Annotated in this window: 11 protein-coding genes and 1 pseudogene; 7 read left to right on the top strand and 5 right to left on the bottom strand. The window is 53.3% G+C overall.

Features of this window, described 5'->3' with window-relative positions; all coding sequences use genetic code 11:
• Window positions 1-44 precede the first annotated feature (44 nt).
• The 5 genes and pseudogenes from GW591_RS22930 to GW591_RS22905 all read left to right on the top strand — a co-directional run.
• Complete coding sequence (locus GW591_RS22930) at window positions 45-1676, top strand: ShlB/FhaC/HecB family hemolysin secretion/activation protein (RefSeq protein WP_166861407.1); 1632 nt, start codon at window positions 45-47, stop codon at window positions 1674-1676.
• 12 nt (window positions 1677-1688) lie between these two features.
• Window positions 1689-10265 carry a hemagglutinin repeat-containing protein gene (locus GW591_RS22925; RefSeq protein ID WP_166861404.1) on the top strand — a complete coding sequence of 2859 codons (8577 nt, stop codon included), beginning with the start codon at window positions 1689-1691 and terminating at the stop codon, window positions 10263-10265.
• Window positions 10265-10531: a hypothetical protein gene (locus GW591_RS22920; protein WP_112152633.1), complete on the top strand. Its 267-nt coding sequence runs from the start codon at window positions 10265-10267 to the stop codon at window positions 10529-10531. Before GW591_RS22925 ends, GW591_RS22920 begins: the two co-directional genes overlap by 1 nt.
• A 73-nt stretch (window positions 10532-10604) precedes the next feature.
• The gene (locus GW591_RS22910) at window positions 10605-11600 is read left to right on the top strand and encodes a VENN motif pre-toxin domain-containing protein (RefSeq protein ID WP_225444983.1); all 996 of its coding nucleotides are present in this window, start codon (window positions 10605-10607) and stop codon (window positions 11598-11600) included.
• 270 nt (window positions 11601-11870) lie between these two features.
• Window positions 11871-12437, top strand: a pseudogene (locus GW591_RS22905) (hemagglutinin repeat-containing protein); the annotation flags it as partial.
• Between the two features lie 66 nt (window positions 12438-12503).
• Here GW591_RS22905 and yigL read toward each other — a convergent pair.
• On the bottom strand, window positions 12504-13313 hold the full coding sequence (gene yigL / locus GW591_RS22900; RefSeq protein WP_013577502.1) for a sugar/pyridoxal phosphate phosphatase YigL: 810 nt from the start codon (window positions 13311-13313) through the stop codon (window positions 12504-12506).
• Window positions 13314-13361: 48 nt separating this feature from the next.
• Entirely contained in the window at window positions 13362-14354 is a 993-nt protein-coding gene (gene pldB, locus GW591_RS22895; protein WP_119262181.1) for a lysophospholipase L2, read from the bottom strand.
• A 122-nt stretch (window positions 14355-14476) separates the two neighbouring features.
• On the opposite strand from pldB, the gene rhtB reads away from it, so the two are divergent.
• Window positions 14477-15097, top strand: coding sequence for a homoserine/homoserine lactone efflux protein (gene rhtB, locus GW591_RS22890; protein ID WP_166861402.1), 621 nt, complete (start codon window positions 14477-14479; stop codon window positions 15095-15097).
• 64 nt (window positions 15098-15161) lie between these two features.
• Here rhtB and rhtC read toward each other — a convergent pair whose 3' ends face one another.
• From rhtC to pldA, 3 genes are all read right to left on the bottom strand, one after another.
• Window positions 15162-15779 (bottom strand): threonine export protein RhtC, encoded by a 618-nt coding sequence (rhtC, locus tag GW591_RS22885; RefSeq protein ID WP_013577505.1) that lies wholly within the window; start codon window positions 15777-15779, stop codon window positions 15162-15164.
• Between the two features lie 37 nt (window positions 15780-15816).
• The gene (gene recQ, locus GW591_RS22880) at window positions 15817-17649 is read right to left on the bottom strand and encodes an ATP-dependent DNA helicase RecQ (protein ID WP_112152370.1); all 1833 of its coding nucleotides are present in this window, start codon (window positions 17647-17649) and stop codon (window positions 15817-15819) included.
• Between the two features lie 128 nt (window positions 17650-17777).
• Window positions 17778-18656, bottom strand: coding sequence for a phospholipase A (gene pldA / locus GW591_RS22875; RefSeq protein WP_013577507.1), 879 nt, complete (start codon window positions 18654-18656; stop codon window positions 17778-17780).
• 254 nt (window positions 18657-18910) lie between these two features.
• On the opposite strand from pldA, the gene GW591_RS22870 reads away from it, so the two are divergent.
• Window positions 18911-19393, top strand: a complete 483-nt coding sequence (locus tag GW591_RS22870; protein WP_013577509.1) for a thioesterase family protein — start codon at window positions 18911-18913, stop codon at window positions 19391-19393.
• The last annotated feature ends 1 nt before the right edge of the window (window position 19394 follow it).

Genomic DNA, 19394 nt, shown 5'->3' with positions numbered 1-19394 from the left:
TCTTGTGTAAATATTCATTCCTTAAATATATTCTGCCCATTTTAATGGCTGGCATCATTACATCCGGCGTTGCGGCCCCCCTGAATCCGGCAGACCGTGACCTGATCCGTCAGGAGCAACAGGAATTATTAAGGCAAAGCCAGCAACAACGTGATGATCTACAACGCAGTTTTTCTCCCGTTTCACCCATCGAATCACACATAGAAGAAAATAATGGTCCCTGCTTTTACATTCATAAAATATATATAAATAACGCAACACTTCTTTCTGATAAAAAACAACGCGAGATTAATAAACCTCATCTTAACCAATGTATCGGGATGAACGGAATTGCGGAGATAACCCGTCAAATCTCTGACTGGTATATTCACCAGGGATATATAACCAGCCGGGCTTTTATCACCGAACAGGATTTATCTCAGGGTGAATTACATATTTCGGTACTGGAAGGACGTCTTGAGAAAATTACCCTCGAAGGCATGTCAGCGCCACAATTAAGAATGGCTTTCCCGGGACTGAAAGGCGGCATTCTTAACCTGCGTGACATCGAACAGGGTATGGAGCAAATCAACCGGTTGCGCAACGATCCGGTGCAAATAGAGATCCTTCCGGGCAAGAAATCAGGCTATTCCATTGTCAATCTCACCGCCTCGCCGGAATTCCCCCTCAGTTTCTCACTTAACTTTGATAACAGCGGGCAGAAAAGTACCGGTACCGGGCAATCTGGCGGCTCACTGACGGCCAATAATGTGCTGGGTATTGCGGATAAATGGTTCGTCAGCGGCGGGCGCAGCAGCGATTTTTCATCTACGCATGACGCACAAAATGTTCAGGCCGGGCTAAGCATTCCCTACGGTTATAACCTGTTTGATTACAGCTATAGCTGGAGCAACTACCTCAGCACCATTGACAACAATGGCTTTGGCTGGGCATCGACCGGCGACAGCATCAGCCACCGTTTTACCACCTCGCGGGTGTTATTCCGCGATGGCGATATCAAAACCGGTGCCTCCATCGGACTGACACATCAGATCAGCAATAACTATCTCAATGATGTGTTGCTCGACAGCAGCAGTCGCAAGCTGACCAGCCTGCTGTTTGGCCTCAACCACACGCAAAAAATCTTCGGTGGCGTCGCAACTTTCAACCCCACTTTCAGCCATGGCGTGTCCTGGCTGGGTGCGGAAGACGATAACGGCAAAAATGATAATTTGCCGAAAGCCGGATTTAAAAAATGGAGCCTGAACGGCAGCTTTCAGTTGCCGGTGGCTGAAGATTTATGGTGGCTGACCAGCGTCTACGGTCAGTGGTCGCCGGACAGGCTATATGGCAGCGAGCGGCTGACCATCGGTGGCGAAAGCTCGGTACGCGGCTTTAAAGAGCAATATCTTTCCGGCGATAACGGCGGCTACTGGCGTAACGAGCTGAACTACAGACTGTTCACATTGCCGCTTATCGGCCAGGTCAGCAGCGTGGTCGCACTCGACGGTGGCTGGCTGCAAAAAGATAACAAAGACCCGTGGGCGTCCGGCACGTTGTGGGGAGCCGCTGTCGGGCTTTCTACCACAAATCGTCACTACTCCAGCCAGTTTACCGTGGGTACACCGTTGCGATATCCGGACTGGTTAGCGCCTGACCACCTCAGCATTTATTACCGCATCGCGTTTGTGATTTAAGGGAAAACGATTATGGATAATCATCAACAACCAATGTGTTTTGCTCAACGCATACTGAGTTATTTGATCTGTGGCTTGCTGGCAGGACAACCTGTTTTCCCGGTGTTTGCCGCACCGGCGCCTGCAAATAGTGCTACAGGTATCGATAAGGCCGGAAACGGTGTGCCGGTAGTGAATATCGCCACACCTAACGGAGCGGGGATTTCCCATAACCAGTTTCAAAATTACAACGTCGGTAAAGAGGGGCTGATCCTCAATAATGCCACCGGCCAGCTAAACCAGACGCAGTTAGGCGGGCTGATTCAGAACAACCCCAACCTGAAAGCAGGCCAGGAAGCGCGCGGCATTATTAACGAAGTGACGGGCGCGAACCGTTCACAACTGAACGGTTACACAGAAGTCGCAGGAAAAGCGGCCAACGTGATGGTTGCTAACCCGTATGGCATCACCTGTAACGGCTGCGGGTTTATCAATACACCGAACGCCACGCTCACCACGGGTAAACCGGTGTTCGATGCGAGTGGCAACTTACAATCCCTTGATGTCAAAAAAGGTTCCATCACCGTTGAAGGCCAGGGGTTGAATGCCAGCCAGTCGGATGCGTTGTCAATCATCTCGCGGGCCACCGAAGTGAATGCACAAATTCATGCTAACGCGCTGAATGTTATCGCCGGCGCTAACCGCGTGGATAAAAATGGCCGCGTAACGGCGATGGCCGGTGAAGGCGCAGCACCCGTGGTGGCGGTGGATACCGGCGCGCTCGGCGGCATGTACGCCAGTCGTATCCGCCTGATTTCCAGCGATAAAGGCGTGGGAGTTAACCTTGGCAACCTGAACGCCCGTCAGGGGGATATCACGCTGGATGCCAGCGGCAAACTCACCGTGCAAAACAGCCTTGCCAGCGGCAGCCTGAATGCCAGAGGGGAAAGCGTTACGCTGAGCGGTGAACATAAAGCCAGTGGCAGTATGAATGTCAGCGGGCAGGACATTGCACTTAACAACGGCACCTTTGCCAGCGACAACAATATCGTCCTGAACAGCGATGGCAAACTGACGTTAAGCAACAGCCGTTTGACTGCCGGAAACGACCTCAATCTCAACGTACAAGATTTAACACAGGATGGCCGCAGCAGCGTCAATACGGCGCGTGATATTTCAGCACAGGTGGCGGGGACGATAACAAATCAGGGCCAGCTGATAGCCGGTAATAACGCCGCCATAAGCAGCGCTTCCCTGTCCAACAGCGGTAAAATTGCTGCCAAAGGCACTACCTCGATAAGTGCCGTAAAAACACTGAGCAACGCAGCGGGTGGAGAAATTCTTTCTGATGAAGCGCTGGTTGTGTCTGCGGAAGATATCCGGCAAAACGGGACCTTATCAGGCAAAAAATCACTGGCGATAGAGAGCCGCTCACTGACCGCCGCAAAAGGTTCGCTTTCGACCAGCCTGGGCAATGTTTCACTGAAAACCGGTGAAGCAAGTCTGGGCGGGGATGTTATCGCCCACGGCGATCTTAGGGTGCAGGCCAATAAACTGACCAGCCAGCGTGACGCGCAGCTCCAGTCTGATGGTACGCTCACGCTGACAGCCACGGATGCCACGCTTTATGGCACTCAGGTGGCACAGGGTGCACTCACGCTTACGGCACAGAATCTGATTCATGGCGGCGTAACCACTGCGGCGAATCTCACGGTAAACAGCGGGCACTTTAATAACCTGAGTGAGGGTTTGTTTTTAAGTCAGGGGCATCTGGATATCAGCGGGAATACCGTTCTCAATGCCGGACAGGTAATGGGGAACAGCCTGTCACTGACGTCCGCTACATTCAGTAATGATGGCCTGTGGCAAGGAACTTCTGCGCTGCACATGACGGCAGATGAACTGCGCACAGGCAGCACCAGCCGCACGCTGACGGCAGGCTCACTGACCCTGGATGCAGGTTTACTCAATACCGCAGGCACCCTGCAGGGGCAAAATGTTGTTATCACCGCCCGTGACTGGACGAACACAGGTTCCCTGCTTGGGACGGATAAACTGGATGTTTCGCTTGCCAGCACACTGAGTAACGACGGTGACATCTTAAGCCAGGGCAACGCCAGCCTTGCCGCGCAAAACATCGCTAATCAGGGCTCGCTGCTGAGTGACGCAGATCTCACCCTGACGGGAGAGTCGCTTGATAACCGTGGCGCATTGCAGGGCAATAATCTGGTGATAAACGGCGCGTCGCTAAATAACAATGGCGACATCATCGGCGTCAACGGACTGGTAGTGGCGCTGACCGGAGCATTTATTCAGCAACAGGACAAAACGCTGTTAACAGGCGGAGCCCTGAGACTGAACGCGGCGACGGTCAATAATGCCGGGCAAATTCAGGGTACGGATATTGCACTGATCAGCGATTCTGTCGACAACAGCGGGCGTATTCAGGGGAACAATGACCTCGCATTCACCGGTAATCTGACCAACCGCGCTGCCGGTATTGTCCTGAGCCAGAACACCCTGAATCTCACCACGCCAAATCTCGTGAACTACGGCCTGATTCAGGGCGGCGGCACGACACGTATTGATGCCTCAGCGTCCGCACGTAACGACGGTAAAATCCTCTCCGGCGGTGAACTCACGTTTAACACGGCGAGCCTGACCAACAATAACTGGCTACAGGCCACATCTGTATTGCTGAATGCCGCTGCAATCGATAACTCAGGGACGGTGTTTAGCACCTCGAATCTGGCGGTTCATGCCGACCGGATTGAACACAGGGCCGCAGGTAAACTTTACAGCGGCGGTAACTTACTGCTGACCAGCGGCGTTTTCGAACAGTTGGGTCAGGTGGTTGCGCTGGGTAATTTAACCCTGAAATTAACCGGTGCTTTTACGGGTAAAAACGTGCTGGCGGCAGGCACCGTGCTGGATATCACCAGCAATGGCACGATAAACAATCAGGGCGTGATGCAAGGCCAGGCGGTGAATCTGACTACCGGAACGACGCTCACTAATAACGGACAAATCACCACCGGCAGCGGTGCAAGCATCCTCTCCGCAGGCAGTATTTCGATGAACACCACAGGCACATTACAGGCCGGTGGCGACGTGGTACTGAACAGCCGTGAGAATATTACGGTGGCCGGTTTTATCGGCACCGCGGGCTCACTGACCCTCAATGCCGCCAGCAGTATTCTCAATACCGCCCTGCTGTATGCGGGCAACAATATGTATCTGCTGGCCAATACCATCCGCAATAACCACGGCGATATTCTGGCCGGTAACAGCCTGTGGATGCAGCGCGATATGGCGGGCAATGCGAACGCCGAAGTGGTGAATACTTCGGGGAATATCGAGACAGTGAATGGGGATATTACGATAAATACCGGGCATTTAGTGAATGAGCGGGAAGGATTAGTTGCTCATGTCACCGAAGAAACAGATTTAGCCGGACAATACTCATGGCTTACGTCGATTGATGCAGATGTCCCGCTAAGCTATCTGGATAGTATCAATTACGATTATGGCTACTACCGCGCAGATACTGGCTGTGGTAATGGTTGTGCCGGGGCATATTGGTCTCGTCCTGCCCCTTATAGCAACAGCGCTGAATTACAGTTTGCCGTTTCCCGTTCACAGGTCATTGTCGAGAGCAATGGTTCACCCGTTGCGCATATCTCTTCTGGCCGCGATCTTCTGCTCCATGCGGATGTACTGGAGAATAATGCCAGTCATATTTTAGCGACTAACAATGCCATTCTTAGTGGTAATACGCTTAATAACCAGTCATGGATAGAAAGCATTGAAACTCATTATTTGTCATATGCTTATGGTGGAAGTGAGTACGCAACGGAGTCCAGCATAACCTCTCAGAACGGCACTGGGGGCATGAATTCAATCTATTTTGTCACTACAGGGGATATCCGAACAGAGAGTACTGACGGTGATATATTCCGCTCCGTCATCCAGGCTGGCGGCAACGTCATTGCCAATTTTACCCAGGACATCAGCAACACCACCACCACGGCGAATGCCGGGGGCACCAGCAACATCATCACTGCCCCGACGCTAAATACACTCAGCCAGCCTGATGGCGTTCAGCAGCAAGATCTCGCCAACGCAGATAGCGCGGACATCACCTCGCCGCAATGGTACGAGAGTCTCACCGATGCGGTTGCTCACATCGCCGGGGGCAACAGCTTGTATCCTCTGCCGTCGGATAATAACGGCTATTTTGTCCCTTCAACCGATGCGAACAGCCCGTATCTGATCACCACGAACCCGAAACTCGACGGGCTGGGGCAACTCGATCAAAGCCTGTTTGGCGACCTGTACGCATTAATGGGGATCCAACCCGGTACGGCTCCGCGTGAAACTAACAGCCAGTACACCGACCAGAATAAATTCCTCGGTTCGGCGTACTTCCTCGACAAACTTAACCTGCATCCGGAATACGATTATCGCTTCCTCGGTGATGCGGCATTCGATACGCGCTACGTCAGCAACTTTATGATCAACCAGACCGGCAGCCGCTATATCAGCGGCCTCGGTTCTGATCTCGAGCAGATGCAATACCTGATGGATAACGCGGCAGGTGCGCAGCAGTCGCTTGGACTGGCCTTTGGTGTAGCGCTGACGGCTACGCAAATCGCCGCGCTCGACAGCAGTATCTTGTGGTGGGAATCCGCCAGCATCAACGGCCAGACGGTAATGGTGCCAAAAGTGTATCTGTCACCAAAAGACGTGACGGTGAATAACGGCAGCGTGATTGCTGGCAATAATGTCGGACTTTCAGGCGGCAGTGTCACCAATAGCGGCAGCACCCTCGCCGCAAACAAAAACCTGTTTATCGGTAGTCAGAGCAGCATCAGCAACCTGAATGCTGGCCTGATGCAGGCAGGCAGTGCACTACAACTGGGCGCGCTGGGCGATATCAACAACATTGGATCCGCGATATCTGGCAAAACCGTCCAGCTTGAGAGCACAGGCGGCAGCATTAATAACATCACGCAAACCGAACAATGGCAGGCAGGCGGAACGGGCAGGCGCGGCGAGTCTGTCAGCTTCAGCGAGACACAAAGCGGCCCGATGGCGGGGATCATGGCTCAGGACGACATGATCCTGAGAGCCGGACAAGATATCAATATTACCGGCGCACTTGTGGCAGCAGGCGACGATCTGCTGATGCTGGCAGGCAATGATCTGAACCTGAATGCCATAGAAACCAGTCAGAGTGCCAGTCGTGGCAAAAGTGAAACCCACAGCACTGACAACGCCCGCACGACGATAACCGCAGGCGGCGATCTGACGCTGGTTGCCGGGCAGGATATCAACAGCCGGGCCGCAGGACTCGCCGCAGAAGGTGACGTGGCGATGCAGGCCGGTCGCGATGTGAATCTGATGGCGATAGAAACCACCGACGGCAGCAGCTACAAAGCGAAGAAAAAGGTCGAAATCAACGAATCGGTACGCCAGGACAGCACTGAAATCGTCAGCGGCGGCAACACCACAATCGTTGCCGGACGTGACGTCAACAGCAAAGCGGCACAGGTAATTGCCAGCGGCGATATCGGTATTGGCGCAGGCCGTGACATTAACCTCGAAACCGCCACTGAAAGTGATTACCACTTCAAAGAAGAAACCAAAACTAAAAAAGGGTTCATGAAAAAAACCACCACGCACACGGTGGAGGAAGACAGCGCAACCCGTGAAGCAGGCACCCTGCTCAGCGGCGATAACGTAACCCTCGTCGCCGGAAATGATTTGCTGGTGAAAGGCTCAGCGGTGGTCGGCGACGGCAATGTCAGCCTGAATGCGGGCAACAATATCGACATCGTGGCGGCGACCAACACCGACTCGACATACCGTCTCAAAGAGAAGAAAAAGAGCGGCATGTTCAGCGGCGGCGGCATTGACGTCACCATTGGTACCAGTAAATCACGCTATGAAACGAACGATGAAGGTACCACGCAGAGCCAGAGTTTCAGCACCGTCGGCTCGACGGGCGGCAACGTCAGCATTAACGCCGGTGCCCAGGCCCATATCGGTGGCGCAGATATTATCGCCGGGAAGGATTTACGCATTAAAGGCGACAGCGTGCTGATTGAACCGGGCCGCGATGCGCGCACCCACGATGAATCGTTCGAGCAGAAACAGAGCGGGCTGGCGATTGCCCTTTCGGGTGCGGCAGGCAGTGCGGTAAACAGCGCAGTCACGACGGCGCAGTCGGTGAGTGATGAAAGTGACGACCGGCTCGCGGCGCTGAAAATCGCACAAGGCGTGATGAGCGGCGTATCGACCGGTCAGGCGATGGAGGTGGCGCAGGCTACCACCGGCGATGCTTCCACGGCGTTTGGTATCAGCGCCTCGCTGGGCACGCAGTCGTCCAAATCGGAGAGCCACAGCGGACAGAACACGGCCACGGGCAGCACGCTGACGGCGGGTGATAACCTGTCAATAACCGCGACGGGCGGCGATATCACGGCCATCGGCAGCCAGATTAAAGCCGGGCTGGACGTGGCGCTGAACGCGGCAGACGACATCAATCTGATTTCCTCGCAGAACACACAGTGGCTGGAAGGAGAAAACAGCAGCAGCGGCGGCGCAATAGGAATGGGCATCGGCATGGGCAAGGACGGTGCCGGAATTAACATCTCCGCCAGCGGCAACGCCTCCAGGGGCAGCGAGTCGGGCAACGGCACGCAGCATAACGAAACCACCATCGACGCAGGCAACCGCATCAGCATTAACAGCGGCGACGACACCACGATGGCCGGTGCACAGGTGAGCGGCAACAGCGTGGTAGCGGATATCGGCGGCGACCTGACCATCAGCAGCCTGCAGGACAGCGATTATTACGACAGCAGCCAGAAGAGCATCAGCGGTGGTGCCAGCTTCTCCTTCGGCACCATGACCGGTTCGGGCGGCATCAGTGCCGCTAATGACAAAATGGACAGCGACTACAACTCGGTCACTGAACAGTCCGGTATTTTTGCCGGTGACGGCGGCTTTGATATCACGGTGGGCGGGCATACGCAGCTCGATGGCGCGGTGATTGCCAGCACAGGTTCGGCGGATAAAAACAGCCTCGACACCGGTACGTTAGGCTTCAGCGACATCGGTAATAAAGCGGAATACAGCACCGAACATCAGGGCGCAGGCATCAGCACCGGCGGGACTGTTGCCGAGAACTTTATCGGCAATATGGCGAACGGCGTACTGGTGGGTGCAGGCGGTGAAGGTGAGGCATCCGGCACCACCAAAGCGGCGATTTCAGCAGGTACCATCAACATCCGCGATACCGAAAACCAGCAGCAGGGCGTGGCTGATTTAAGCCGTGAAGTGGAACATGCCAACCGCAGCATCAGCCCTATCTTTGATAAAGAGAAAGAGCAGAAGCGGCTGGAAATCGCGCAGGCGCTGGGGGACGCAGGCAGTCAGGCGGCAGATATTGCACGGACGGCGGGCGAGATTAAAGGGCTGGAAAAAGCGAAAGCCGCGCATCCGGAACTGAGTGGCAAAGACCTGCTGGAGACAAAAGAGTACAAAGATACCCAGAAACAGTACGGTACCGGAAGTGATATCCAGCAAGGTATCAGCGCAGCCACTATGGCGCTTCAGGGGCTGGCGGGCGGCGATATGACTGCGGCACTGGCAGGCGGTGCGGCACCGTATCTGGCGGAGCAAATCAAGAAACAGGTCGGCGAAGATAACGTTGCCGCTAATGCCATCGCCCATGCGATTGTCGGCGGTGTCATCGCAGAGCTTCAGGGGCGTGACGCCGCAGCGGGTGCAGCAGGCGCGGCCACCGGTGAGCTAATCGCACAGGTGCTTTATCCGGGCGTGAAACGCGAAGATCTGACGGAGAACGAAAAGCAGAAAATCGTGGCGCTGAGTACGTTAGCTGCGGGTCTGGCGGGTGGAATTGCAGGTGATGATACGGCGGGTATTATTGCTGGGGCGCAGGGTGGGAAGAATGCAACGGAATACAATCACTTTAATCTTCCCTCAGGGATGATGGATTATATTGATACAGCAGGCTCATGGAATCAGTTTGCGGTAGATAATAATCTCTCGCCCGAGCAGACACAGGCCGGGCTGGATAAAATAGCGAAAGGGGATTTGCCGGAAGGGGCGAATATCACCAAAGCGATAGTCGAAGGTTATCAGGATGGCGTATTTATGGCCGGTGCGTTTTATCTTGGTCCGACAATAGCCATAGGAAAAGGCATTGCCGGTGCGGTGATTGGCGGAGGGGCTAATTCTGCATTCCAGTATATAAATATGGCACCTGATGGTGAGTTCAGTTATTACAGTGCAGCGGTTGCGGCAGGAGCAGGTTATCTGGCTCCGGGTTATAAAATCGGCGGAAATACGCTGATTAATATGGGCGGCGCATTTATGACGGATGGACCGAGTTTGTCTGGTCAGGGCGGAGCCATTGCAGGCTCTGTGTTCGGTGGGGGATTTGGGAAGTATGCGCCAGTTTTAGTCGGTAAATTTGGAAATGAGTTACCTGGTTTTGCTTATGATATTAGTGGTTCATATATTTTTGAGTATGGGAATGATGCTACTAAAACGTTAATAAAAAAGATTGAGGGTAAATAATGTCCTTAATAAATAAAGTTAATTATTTAATGTTGTTTATATATTCCATGGTGTTTTTTTCGGTACTTGGCATTGGATATAGAACTATCATTGCTCTTATATCTTTATGGGTTATTGGTGAATTTTCTTATGATTGGCATCAAGTCATTATTGGATTGAAGATGGCTGTTGTAGCTGGTTTTGCAGTCACTTTAGCTGCATTCATATTCAATAAAATCGAAGAATACAACACCCATAAAAAACCCCCAACCGATCCTAATGAATGACTTTCACAAACACATATCCCGGTTGCCTGCGCCGGGATATTTTCCCGCTCACTCAGCAAGCCGGATCACCGCCATGAACAGCGACTACAACTCGGTCACTGAACAGTCCGGTATTTTTGCCGGTGACGGCGGCTTTGATATCACGGTCGGCGGGCATACCCAGCTCGATGGCGCGGTGAATGCCGCCATTGCAGCGGCGCAGGGCAGAGATGCAGCGGCAGGAGCGGCGGGAGCCGCCGCAGGTGAACTGGCGGGTATGATAGCGCTGGACACTTACGGCAAACCCATCAGCGAACTGACGGAGCAGGAAAAACAAAAAGTGCTGGCCTTATCGACGCTGGCAGCGGGTCTGGCGGGTGGTTTAACCGGAGACAGCACGGCAGACGGTATGACAGGCGCGATAGCGGGGAACACCACAGTGAACAACAACCTGTTAGGCGGTGGTACGGAGGCAGGCCAGGAAGCATTTATCCGTCAGCACGGTATTGATATGGCAAGTTGTGCTGATGCACCGGGTTCGGCAAGTTGCCAGAAGGCGCAGAATGAGGCAAATGCAGTGGCAGGCGCAATGGCGACCACAGGGCTGATTTATCTGCCTGGAGGAATGCAGATGACAGGTGCTATTGGCGGCAGTGCTAATGCCGGTATCCAGTATCTGATCAATGGTGAAGTGAATCCGACCGATGTACTGATAGCCACCTATGTCGGGGCATTTACTGCAAACACAGGTGCATGGGGAACTGTAGGCTGGAATGCGGCAGGCGGTGCGACATCGAATTATCTGAAGGGGGATGATCCGTTAGCAGGGGCTGGTTGGGGGGCTGCGGGTTCGGCGCTTGGCTATGGGATCGGTAATAAAATTGTTTCGCCAGCCTTAGACAAAGTATTTAATCCCGTATGGAAAAACTACGGATGGGTTGATATGGGCATGGGGATTAGTAAACCATTACCATGGTCTCCAGTACCAGGCATAACGGGTAATATATTTGCATCAGGTACAACTGAATTTGGTGTTCAAGGTGGCCCTAAAGCAGCAGAATTGATCAAGAAGATTGAGGCAATGAAATGATAAATGAGATGCTTCGCTTTATCTATGTGATTATATTAATGATTTTAACGATAATCATCGGATTTGTTATATTGAATATTTTAGTTTGTATTGTTTCATTTTTTCAAACTGGAATATTTTACGTCCCCTTCTTAGCCATAATTCGTCTGAGTGTAAGAGTTGGCTTTTTCGTGGGCGGAATTGCAGGTGTTGGAATCTGGTTAATATATCGTTTTAATTTGTATCGTCACAGCTAAGCTCAAATCCCTGCTAAGTCAGGCGCATATCGGCGATGCTTCCACCGCCTTTGGTATCAGCGCCTCGGTTGGCACGCAGTCGTCCAAATCCGAGAGCCACAGCGGACAGAACACCGCCACGGGCAGCACGCTGACGGCGGGTGATAACCTGTCAATAACCGCGACGGGCGGCGATATCACGACCATCGGCAGCCAGATTAAAGCCGGGCTGGACGTGGCGCTGAACGCGGCAGACGACATCAACCTGATTTCCTCGCAGAACACGCAATGGCTGGAAGGAGAAAACAGCAGCAGCGGCGGCGCAATAGGGATTGGCATCGGCATGGGCGAGAGCGGTGCCGGTATCAACATCTCCGCCAGCGGCAACGCCTCCAGGGGCAGCGAGTCGGGCAACGGCACGCAGCATAACGAAACCACCATCGACGCGGGCAACCGCATCAGCATTAACAGCGGCGACGACACAACGATTGCTGGTGCGCAGGTCAGCGGCAACAGCGTGATGGCGGATATCGGCGGCGCGGTGCTTGCCAGCACAAGTTCGGCGGATAAAAACAGCCTCAACACCGGCACGTTAGGCTTCAGCGACATCGGCAATAAAGCGGCAGATACAGATCCCAAAGCAGGACAACCGCCCTGCTTTGGTTCTACGACTTTGCTTCAAAACCGATTAGCTTTCTTCAGACAAATACATCTTACGCAGGTAATGCGGTACCGCGTCGTCGGCGTTGGATCCGATGATTTCTGCATCCGGCATGGCGGCTTTCAGACGTGGCAACGAACCGCTCATCAGACAACCTTTACCGGCCATGCTCAGCATTTCCAGGTCATTGAGACCATCACCAAAGGCGATGCAATCCTTCAGGGAATAGCCCATCAGCTTGGAGACATATTCCAGCGCATGCCCTTTCGATACGCCGCCTGCCATCACTTCCAGACATACCGGCAGTGAGAAGCTGACATTCACACGGTCGCCCCAGCGCGCATTGATCGCTTCTTCCAGTGGCAACAGTTTTTCATGATCTTCACAGGTGAAATACACTTTGCAGATACCGTCAGTTTCCAGCAGACCCGGTTCATACAGTTTGTATTTGAAAACGGATTCGCGGAAAAAATCATCCTGATCGGCGCGGTCACGGTTCATGTACCAGTCATCGTTGCGATAAACGTTGGTCAGAATATCCGGATTGTTATGCATGATGCCGAACAGGTCTCTGGCGATGTCTTCATCCAGATTGTGCGAGAAAATCAGGTCACCGTCGGTGTTATGCACGCGCGCACCGTTGGAGGTGATCATGTACGCACTGATTTCCAGATTGTCGCGCATCTGCGCTACATCGATATGGTGACGCCCGGTGGCGAACACGAAATGCACGTCGCGCTGGGTCAGCAATTTCAGCGTCTCTTTGGCGAACGGGCTCAGGGTATGATCAGGTGATAGCAGCGTGCCATCTAAATCGGAAGCAACAACATGGTACATAGCGTTAGGTTCTAACCTCTGATGGAGTTGTGCGCGGCGAACCGCGGATTAATGCTGTCGCGCAAAAAAGCGCATGATAGCGTCCAGCGCCTGTGCCCTCAGGTCGTCCCGTTCAAACAGGATCTCATGGCGCGCGCCTTCAATGACCAGCGGTTTTTCCCCTTCACAAGGGTGTCCCGCAACGGCCATGGCCTGACAAAAAGCAAGATGGGACCGGTTATCCACCACACGGTCTTCGCTCGCCTGCAATAACAGAACAGGGGTGGTGATTTTTTCGGCTTCTTTCAGGATATGCATCCCCGCCTCAATCCCTTCACGTACCCAATGATAGGTTGGCCCACCGACCTGCAGCTCAGGGTAATCGGCATAAAAACGCAGGTTACGGCGATAACGCTCACGGCTGTGTGTCAGGCGGTTGACCACAAACGGTAATGGCCGCCAGTGACCGGTGCCCAGCGCATAGCCGTCACGGCGTAGCGGACGATTCTCCGCCCAGTTGAGGATCCGGCGGGAAATCCAGCCCGGCATCGGCAAATAAATGCCGGTCATCGGCGCGAGTAACGCCGCTGCATCAAACTTGTCCGGATTTTTCGCCAGAAACAGCGCCAGGATCGCACCGCCCATGGAGTGTGCCAGCGCGAACTTTTTCGCGTACTGACGTGGGGCAATCTCCAGCTGATAAAAGCTTTCGAAATCCTCAACATAATCGTCAAAATGCTTAACGTGGCCACAATGCGGATCGTCGAGCATACGCCCGGAACGCCCCTGACCACGGTGATCGACAATCATGACATCGTAGCCGCAATGGAATAAATCGTAGGCTACTTCAGGATATTTTACGTAGCTTTCTATACGACCCGGTGACACCACGATGACTTTATCATGCGCGGGGGAACAGAACCGGACATAGCGGATCTGGACATCGTCAACGCCGCTAAACTCGCCTTCTTCGCGCGTACGCCAGAAATCCAGCAAAGGTCCGGTCGCGAAGGCGGAAAACTCCTTCTCTCGTGTTAACCACTTCCCAAAATTCACAGGCATTCAATGATCCAAAGTCGTCAGGCAGGGAGGAGGAAAAGTGTTATTTGTGAGTTATAGCGCAATTATAAACAATGGCGTATTGTGCCATAAAACAACATAAAACGTATTCAGGGAGTCTCGCAATGACACTTGACTGGTGGTTAACCTACCTGCTCACCACTTCTATTTTAAGTTTATCCCCCGGCTCCGGTGCCATTAACACGATGAGTACGGGCATCAGCCACGGCTATCGCGGGGCGGTGGCGTCAATCGCGGGGTTACAACTCGGGTTATCCATCCACATCGTACTGGTCGGTATCGGGCTGGGCGCACTGATCTCATCATCGCTGCTGGCCTTTGAAATTCTCAAATGGCTGGGTGCGGCGTACTTAATCTGGCTGGGTATTTGCCAGTGGCGCTCTGCCGGGGCGATTGACCTGAATGCCCTCGCCAGCAGTATGCCGCGACGCCGTTTGTTCAAACGCGCCATTCTGGTGAACCTGACCAATCCAAAAAGCATAGTGTTTCTGGCTGCACTATTTCCACAGTTTATCATTGCGCACCAGCCTCAGGCTGCACAATACGTGGTACTCGGCGTGACCACCGTCATTGTCGATATTATTGTGATGATCGGTTATGCCACGCTGGCTACCCGTATCGCCGGCTGGGTGAAAGCCCCGAAACAAATGCAGTTGCTGAACCGCATTTTCGGCTCACTGTTTATGCTGGTAGGTGTGTTACTGGCAAGTGCCAGAAAGGTTTAACGCCGCAAAATGCAAAAAGGGTTCGGCATCAACCGAACCCTTTTTTATGCGCAAAATGCGTTGATTAACGATTCACGATAAGCGCAACACCAAAGCCTGCAAACACCACGCCTGCCACGCCATCAATCCATTTTGCTAAACGCTGATATCCGCGACGCATTTTCGGCAGGGCAAAAACCAGCGCCACTAACGAGAACCAGGCCAGGGTTTCCACCACAATCAGCAGAAATATACCCAGACGCTCGCCACCACTGACACTGTCGCCAACGAACATAGAGAACACGCTGCCGAAGTAAATGACAGCTTTAGGATTCGAAAGATTGGTCAGCAGCCCGCGCATAAACGTTCGGCCACGGGCAGGCAGCGTTACCGGTGTGTCGTCGCCGTTTTGTTTTTTAGCACGTGCTGATTTCATCAACTGCCAGCCCATCCAGCACAGATACAGGCCGCCGCCGACGGTGATGATCTGATGCAGCCAGGCCATTTTTTGCAGAATTAAATGTAATCCCATCAGCGCAACCGCTGCCCACACCAGTACGCCGAGCGTAATACCAATCACGCCCATCATGGCTTCTTTACGCGACCGGCTGGCGGCGGTTTGTGAAACAAAGAAGAAGTCCGGCCCCGGACTCATCAGCGCGATCAGATGAACCATCGCAACCGTCAGGAATAGCATCAGCATGATTAACTCTCTGTGTTATGTGTAGGAAACAGAATTCTTATTCGTCGCCGTTATCGATGTGATCGCGGATCATCGCCATAAATGGCCTGCCGAATTTCTCCAGCTTACGCTGACCGACACCGGTGATGTCCAGCAAATCGCTCGCGCTGACGGGCAGATGTTCAGCCATTTCCAGCAGCGTCGTGTCGTTAAATACCACGTACGGCGGCACATTATTGTCATCCGCCAGTGACTTACGCAGTTTACGCAATTTAGCAAACAATTTACGATCGTAATTCCCGCCGTAAGTTTTCTGGCTGGCACTGCTTTTAATTTTGAGCGTCTGAATACGCGGCACGGCCAACTGCAACGGGATTTCGCCCCGTAAAACCGGACGCGCCGATTCCGTCAGTTGTAACGCCGAGTGCATGGCAATATTTTGCGTAATCAGCCCGAGATGGATCAGTTGGCGAACCACGCTGGTCCAGTGTTCGTTGCTATGTTCTTTGCCGATGCCGTACACAGTCAGCTTGTCGTGGCCGTATTCGCGGATACGCTGGTTGTTCGAACCACGCAGCACTTCGACCACGTACCCTAAGCCAAAACGTTGTCCGACGCGTGCAACGACCGACAGCGCTTTCTGCGCATCCAGCAAACCGTCATAGCGTTTTGGCGGGTCAAGACACACATCGCAGTTACCGCAGGCGTTCTGTTTGCCTTCACCGAAGTAATTGAGCAGCACCAGACGGCGGCAGGTTTGCGCTTCCGCAAACGCATTCATGGCATTCAGCTTATGGCGTTCAACATCCTGTTGCGCGCCAGCCGGTTTCTCTTCCAGACAGCGGCGCAGCCAGGCCATATCAGCCGGATCGTAAAGCAGCACCGCTTCGGCAGGCAGGCCGTCACGCCCTGCCCGGCCCGTTTCCTGATAATAAGACTCGATGGTGCGTGGAATATCAAAGTGCACCACAAAACGCACGTTAGGTTTGTTGATGCCCATCCCGAAGGCGACAGTGGCGACCACAATTTGCAGGTCGTCGCGCTGGAAACCTTCCTGCACGCGGGCGCGGGTATCGTTATCCAGCCCGGCGTGATACGCGCCGACGCTCAGCCCGCGGCTTTGCAGACGGGCGGCTGTGTCTTCCACTTTGGCACGGCTGTTACAGTAAATAATGCCGCTTTTACCACGCTGATCCTGCACAAAACGAATCAACTGATCGAGCGGCTTAAATTTTTCCACCAGCGTGTAACGGATATTCGGGCGATCGAAACTGCTGACCTGAATCAGCGGATCGTTCAGCTCCAGCAGACGGACGATATCGTTACGCGTGGCCTCATCGGCGGTTGCGGTCAGGGCAATCACCGGCAGTTGCGGATAACGCAGTTTCAACTGGCCGAGCGCGCGATATTCCGGGCGGAAATCGTGGCCCCATTGGGAAATACAGTGAGCTTCATCGACGGCAAGCATCGCCGGATTCCACTGTTGCAGCTGCTCGAGGAAATCACCCATCATCAGGCGTTCCGGTGCGATATACAGCATTTTGATACGTCCCGCGCGGCAACCGGCCATGACGTCAAGCTGTTGCTCACGGGTTTGCGTTGAGTTCAGGCAGCCGGCTTCAACGCCTGCGGCCATCAGCTGGTCGACCTGATCTTTCATCAGCGAGATGAGCGGCGAAACAACCAGCGTCAGGCCGTCCATCACCAGAGCGGGAATTTGATAGCACAGCGATTTACCGCCGCCTGTTGGCATCACTACCAGACAATCCCGGCCAGAAAGGGCGGTATTGATGATAGTTTGCTGGCCTGGTCTGAATTGCTGATAGCCGAAGGTATCGCGTAATACCTGATGAGCCAGCTCTTCTTTGTTTATCACTGCCGCCGTAGACACTCAATTCCCCAACTGTTCAAACCACCCGGCTAAGCCCTAAAGCCGCCGGGGCTGTACTGCACCGACATAATATAACCTAAATAATTCCGGGTGCGGCCAACGCAACTGCAACCAGAAGTATGGCGCAATTACATGATGTCGTTAAGCATAATACCCACACCGATACGGGTCTGCTTATGGTTGTAGTCGATCAATGACTCGCCGTAGCCGCTAAATACCTGAGTATAGAAGCGAACCTGTTTGGAAATCGGGTAGCTCCAGCCAGTCGTCGCACCGCCGTAACCGGTATTCCAGTTGTAACGGCTTTCCACGCTGAACACGCTGTCACCCCACGCATAACCGACTTTCAGGCGGTAATAACCCATGTATTTGTTGATGTCCGGGTTATCGTCGTTTTCATCGCTTTCAGGGATGCGGTACCACGGTTTTAAATCCACCTGCCAGTTACCGTTTTGCGCCATGAAACGGGCATACACGCGGTTCCAGCTGCGGGACGTCGGATCTGAGCGGCCGTTAGACTGATGGCTGACACCATATTCTGCTTCGCGCAATGTCCAGCCGAGGAAATCGTAATCCGTTGCCCAGGCGAGGAAAAGCTGTGGCTCGTAGTTGGTCTCACGAAAAGGTGAAGACTCGCCGCTGTTGGAAAGCTGCCAGAATGATTTTTGCGTGTAAGACGCGCCGAGCACCGAATTATCACCCGCAATTCCACGCCACAACGGGAACGCCAGGCTGAGCTGGAACTCGACTTCATCATGACGTGCTTTATCTGCCCAGTCGTAAGACTGAATGGCTTTCTTGTTGATATTGCTGGTATCAGTGTAAATCAGGTAGTTTTGTTCGTAAGGATATAATGTGAACGGGTTGTCGTGCTCCTGCAACATATTCGCAATAATACTTCCGCGTACCGCAGGTTTATCATGCACTTCCTGCACAGTGGCCTCTGCGGCGTGTCCCAGCATTGGCATCGCCAGCATGGCGGCTCCGACAGCCCAATTTTTACGCATTATTCCTTACCCTCACCCTAAAGTTATCGACTGATTATTTTTGAAAATATGCCGTCTGCCCGGCCAACCACGCGCTGACTAAAATCCGGAAATCTCAAAGCAGGGCATTTTACACACAAATACATTTCTAGATGAGTACTGAATACATTTATCCTTCGCTGTGTAGAAATCCTTCCTGCCCGCACCTAAAATCAACACTTCGTTAACTTTTTCGGCGAACATACTGTCCACCCGTTTTCGTCAGGAATTTATTCATGTCTGCTTCATCTCTCAGCCACGAGGCTGCCCTGCAACTGATCGGCAATATTTTCGTTTACGATATGCCGTTTAACCGCGAACTGGGCCTCGAGCTGAAACGTCTCGACTGCGACTACGCAGAGTTAAAATTTACCAACCAGACAAAACTGGTGGGCAATGCCGCACAAAAAATCCTGCACGGCGGCGTAATTGCTGCGGTGCTGGATGTCGCCGCCGGTCTGGTCTGTGTGACCAGTTCACTGATCCGCCGCGACAAACCTGATCACCCGTTACTGGAAGCCGAAATGCGTCAGCGTTTATCCAAGATGGGCACCATCGATTTACGCGTTGATTACCTGCGTCCGGGCCGTGGCGAGTATTTTATTGCCTCCGCCAGCCTGATCCGTGCCGGGAACAAAGTCTCCGTGGCGCGCGTGGATTTACACAGCGACACGGGCATTCACATCGCGACCACTACGGCGACCTATATGGTGGGCTGAG

Origin of the sequence: Rahnella aceris (genome assembly GCF_011684115.1) — a bacterium.
Classification (GTDB): Bacteria; Pseudomonadota; Gammaproteobacteria; order Enterobacterales; family Enterobacteriaceae; genus Rahnella; species Rahnella aceris.
This window is presented reverse-complemented; position numbering and strand designations above follow the sequence as displayed.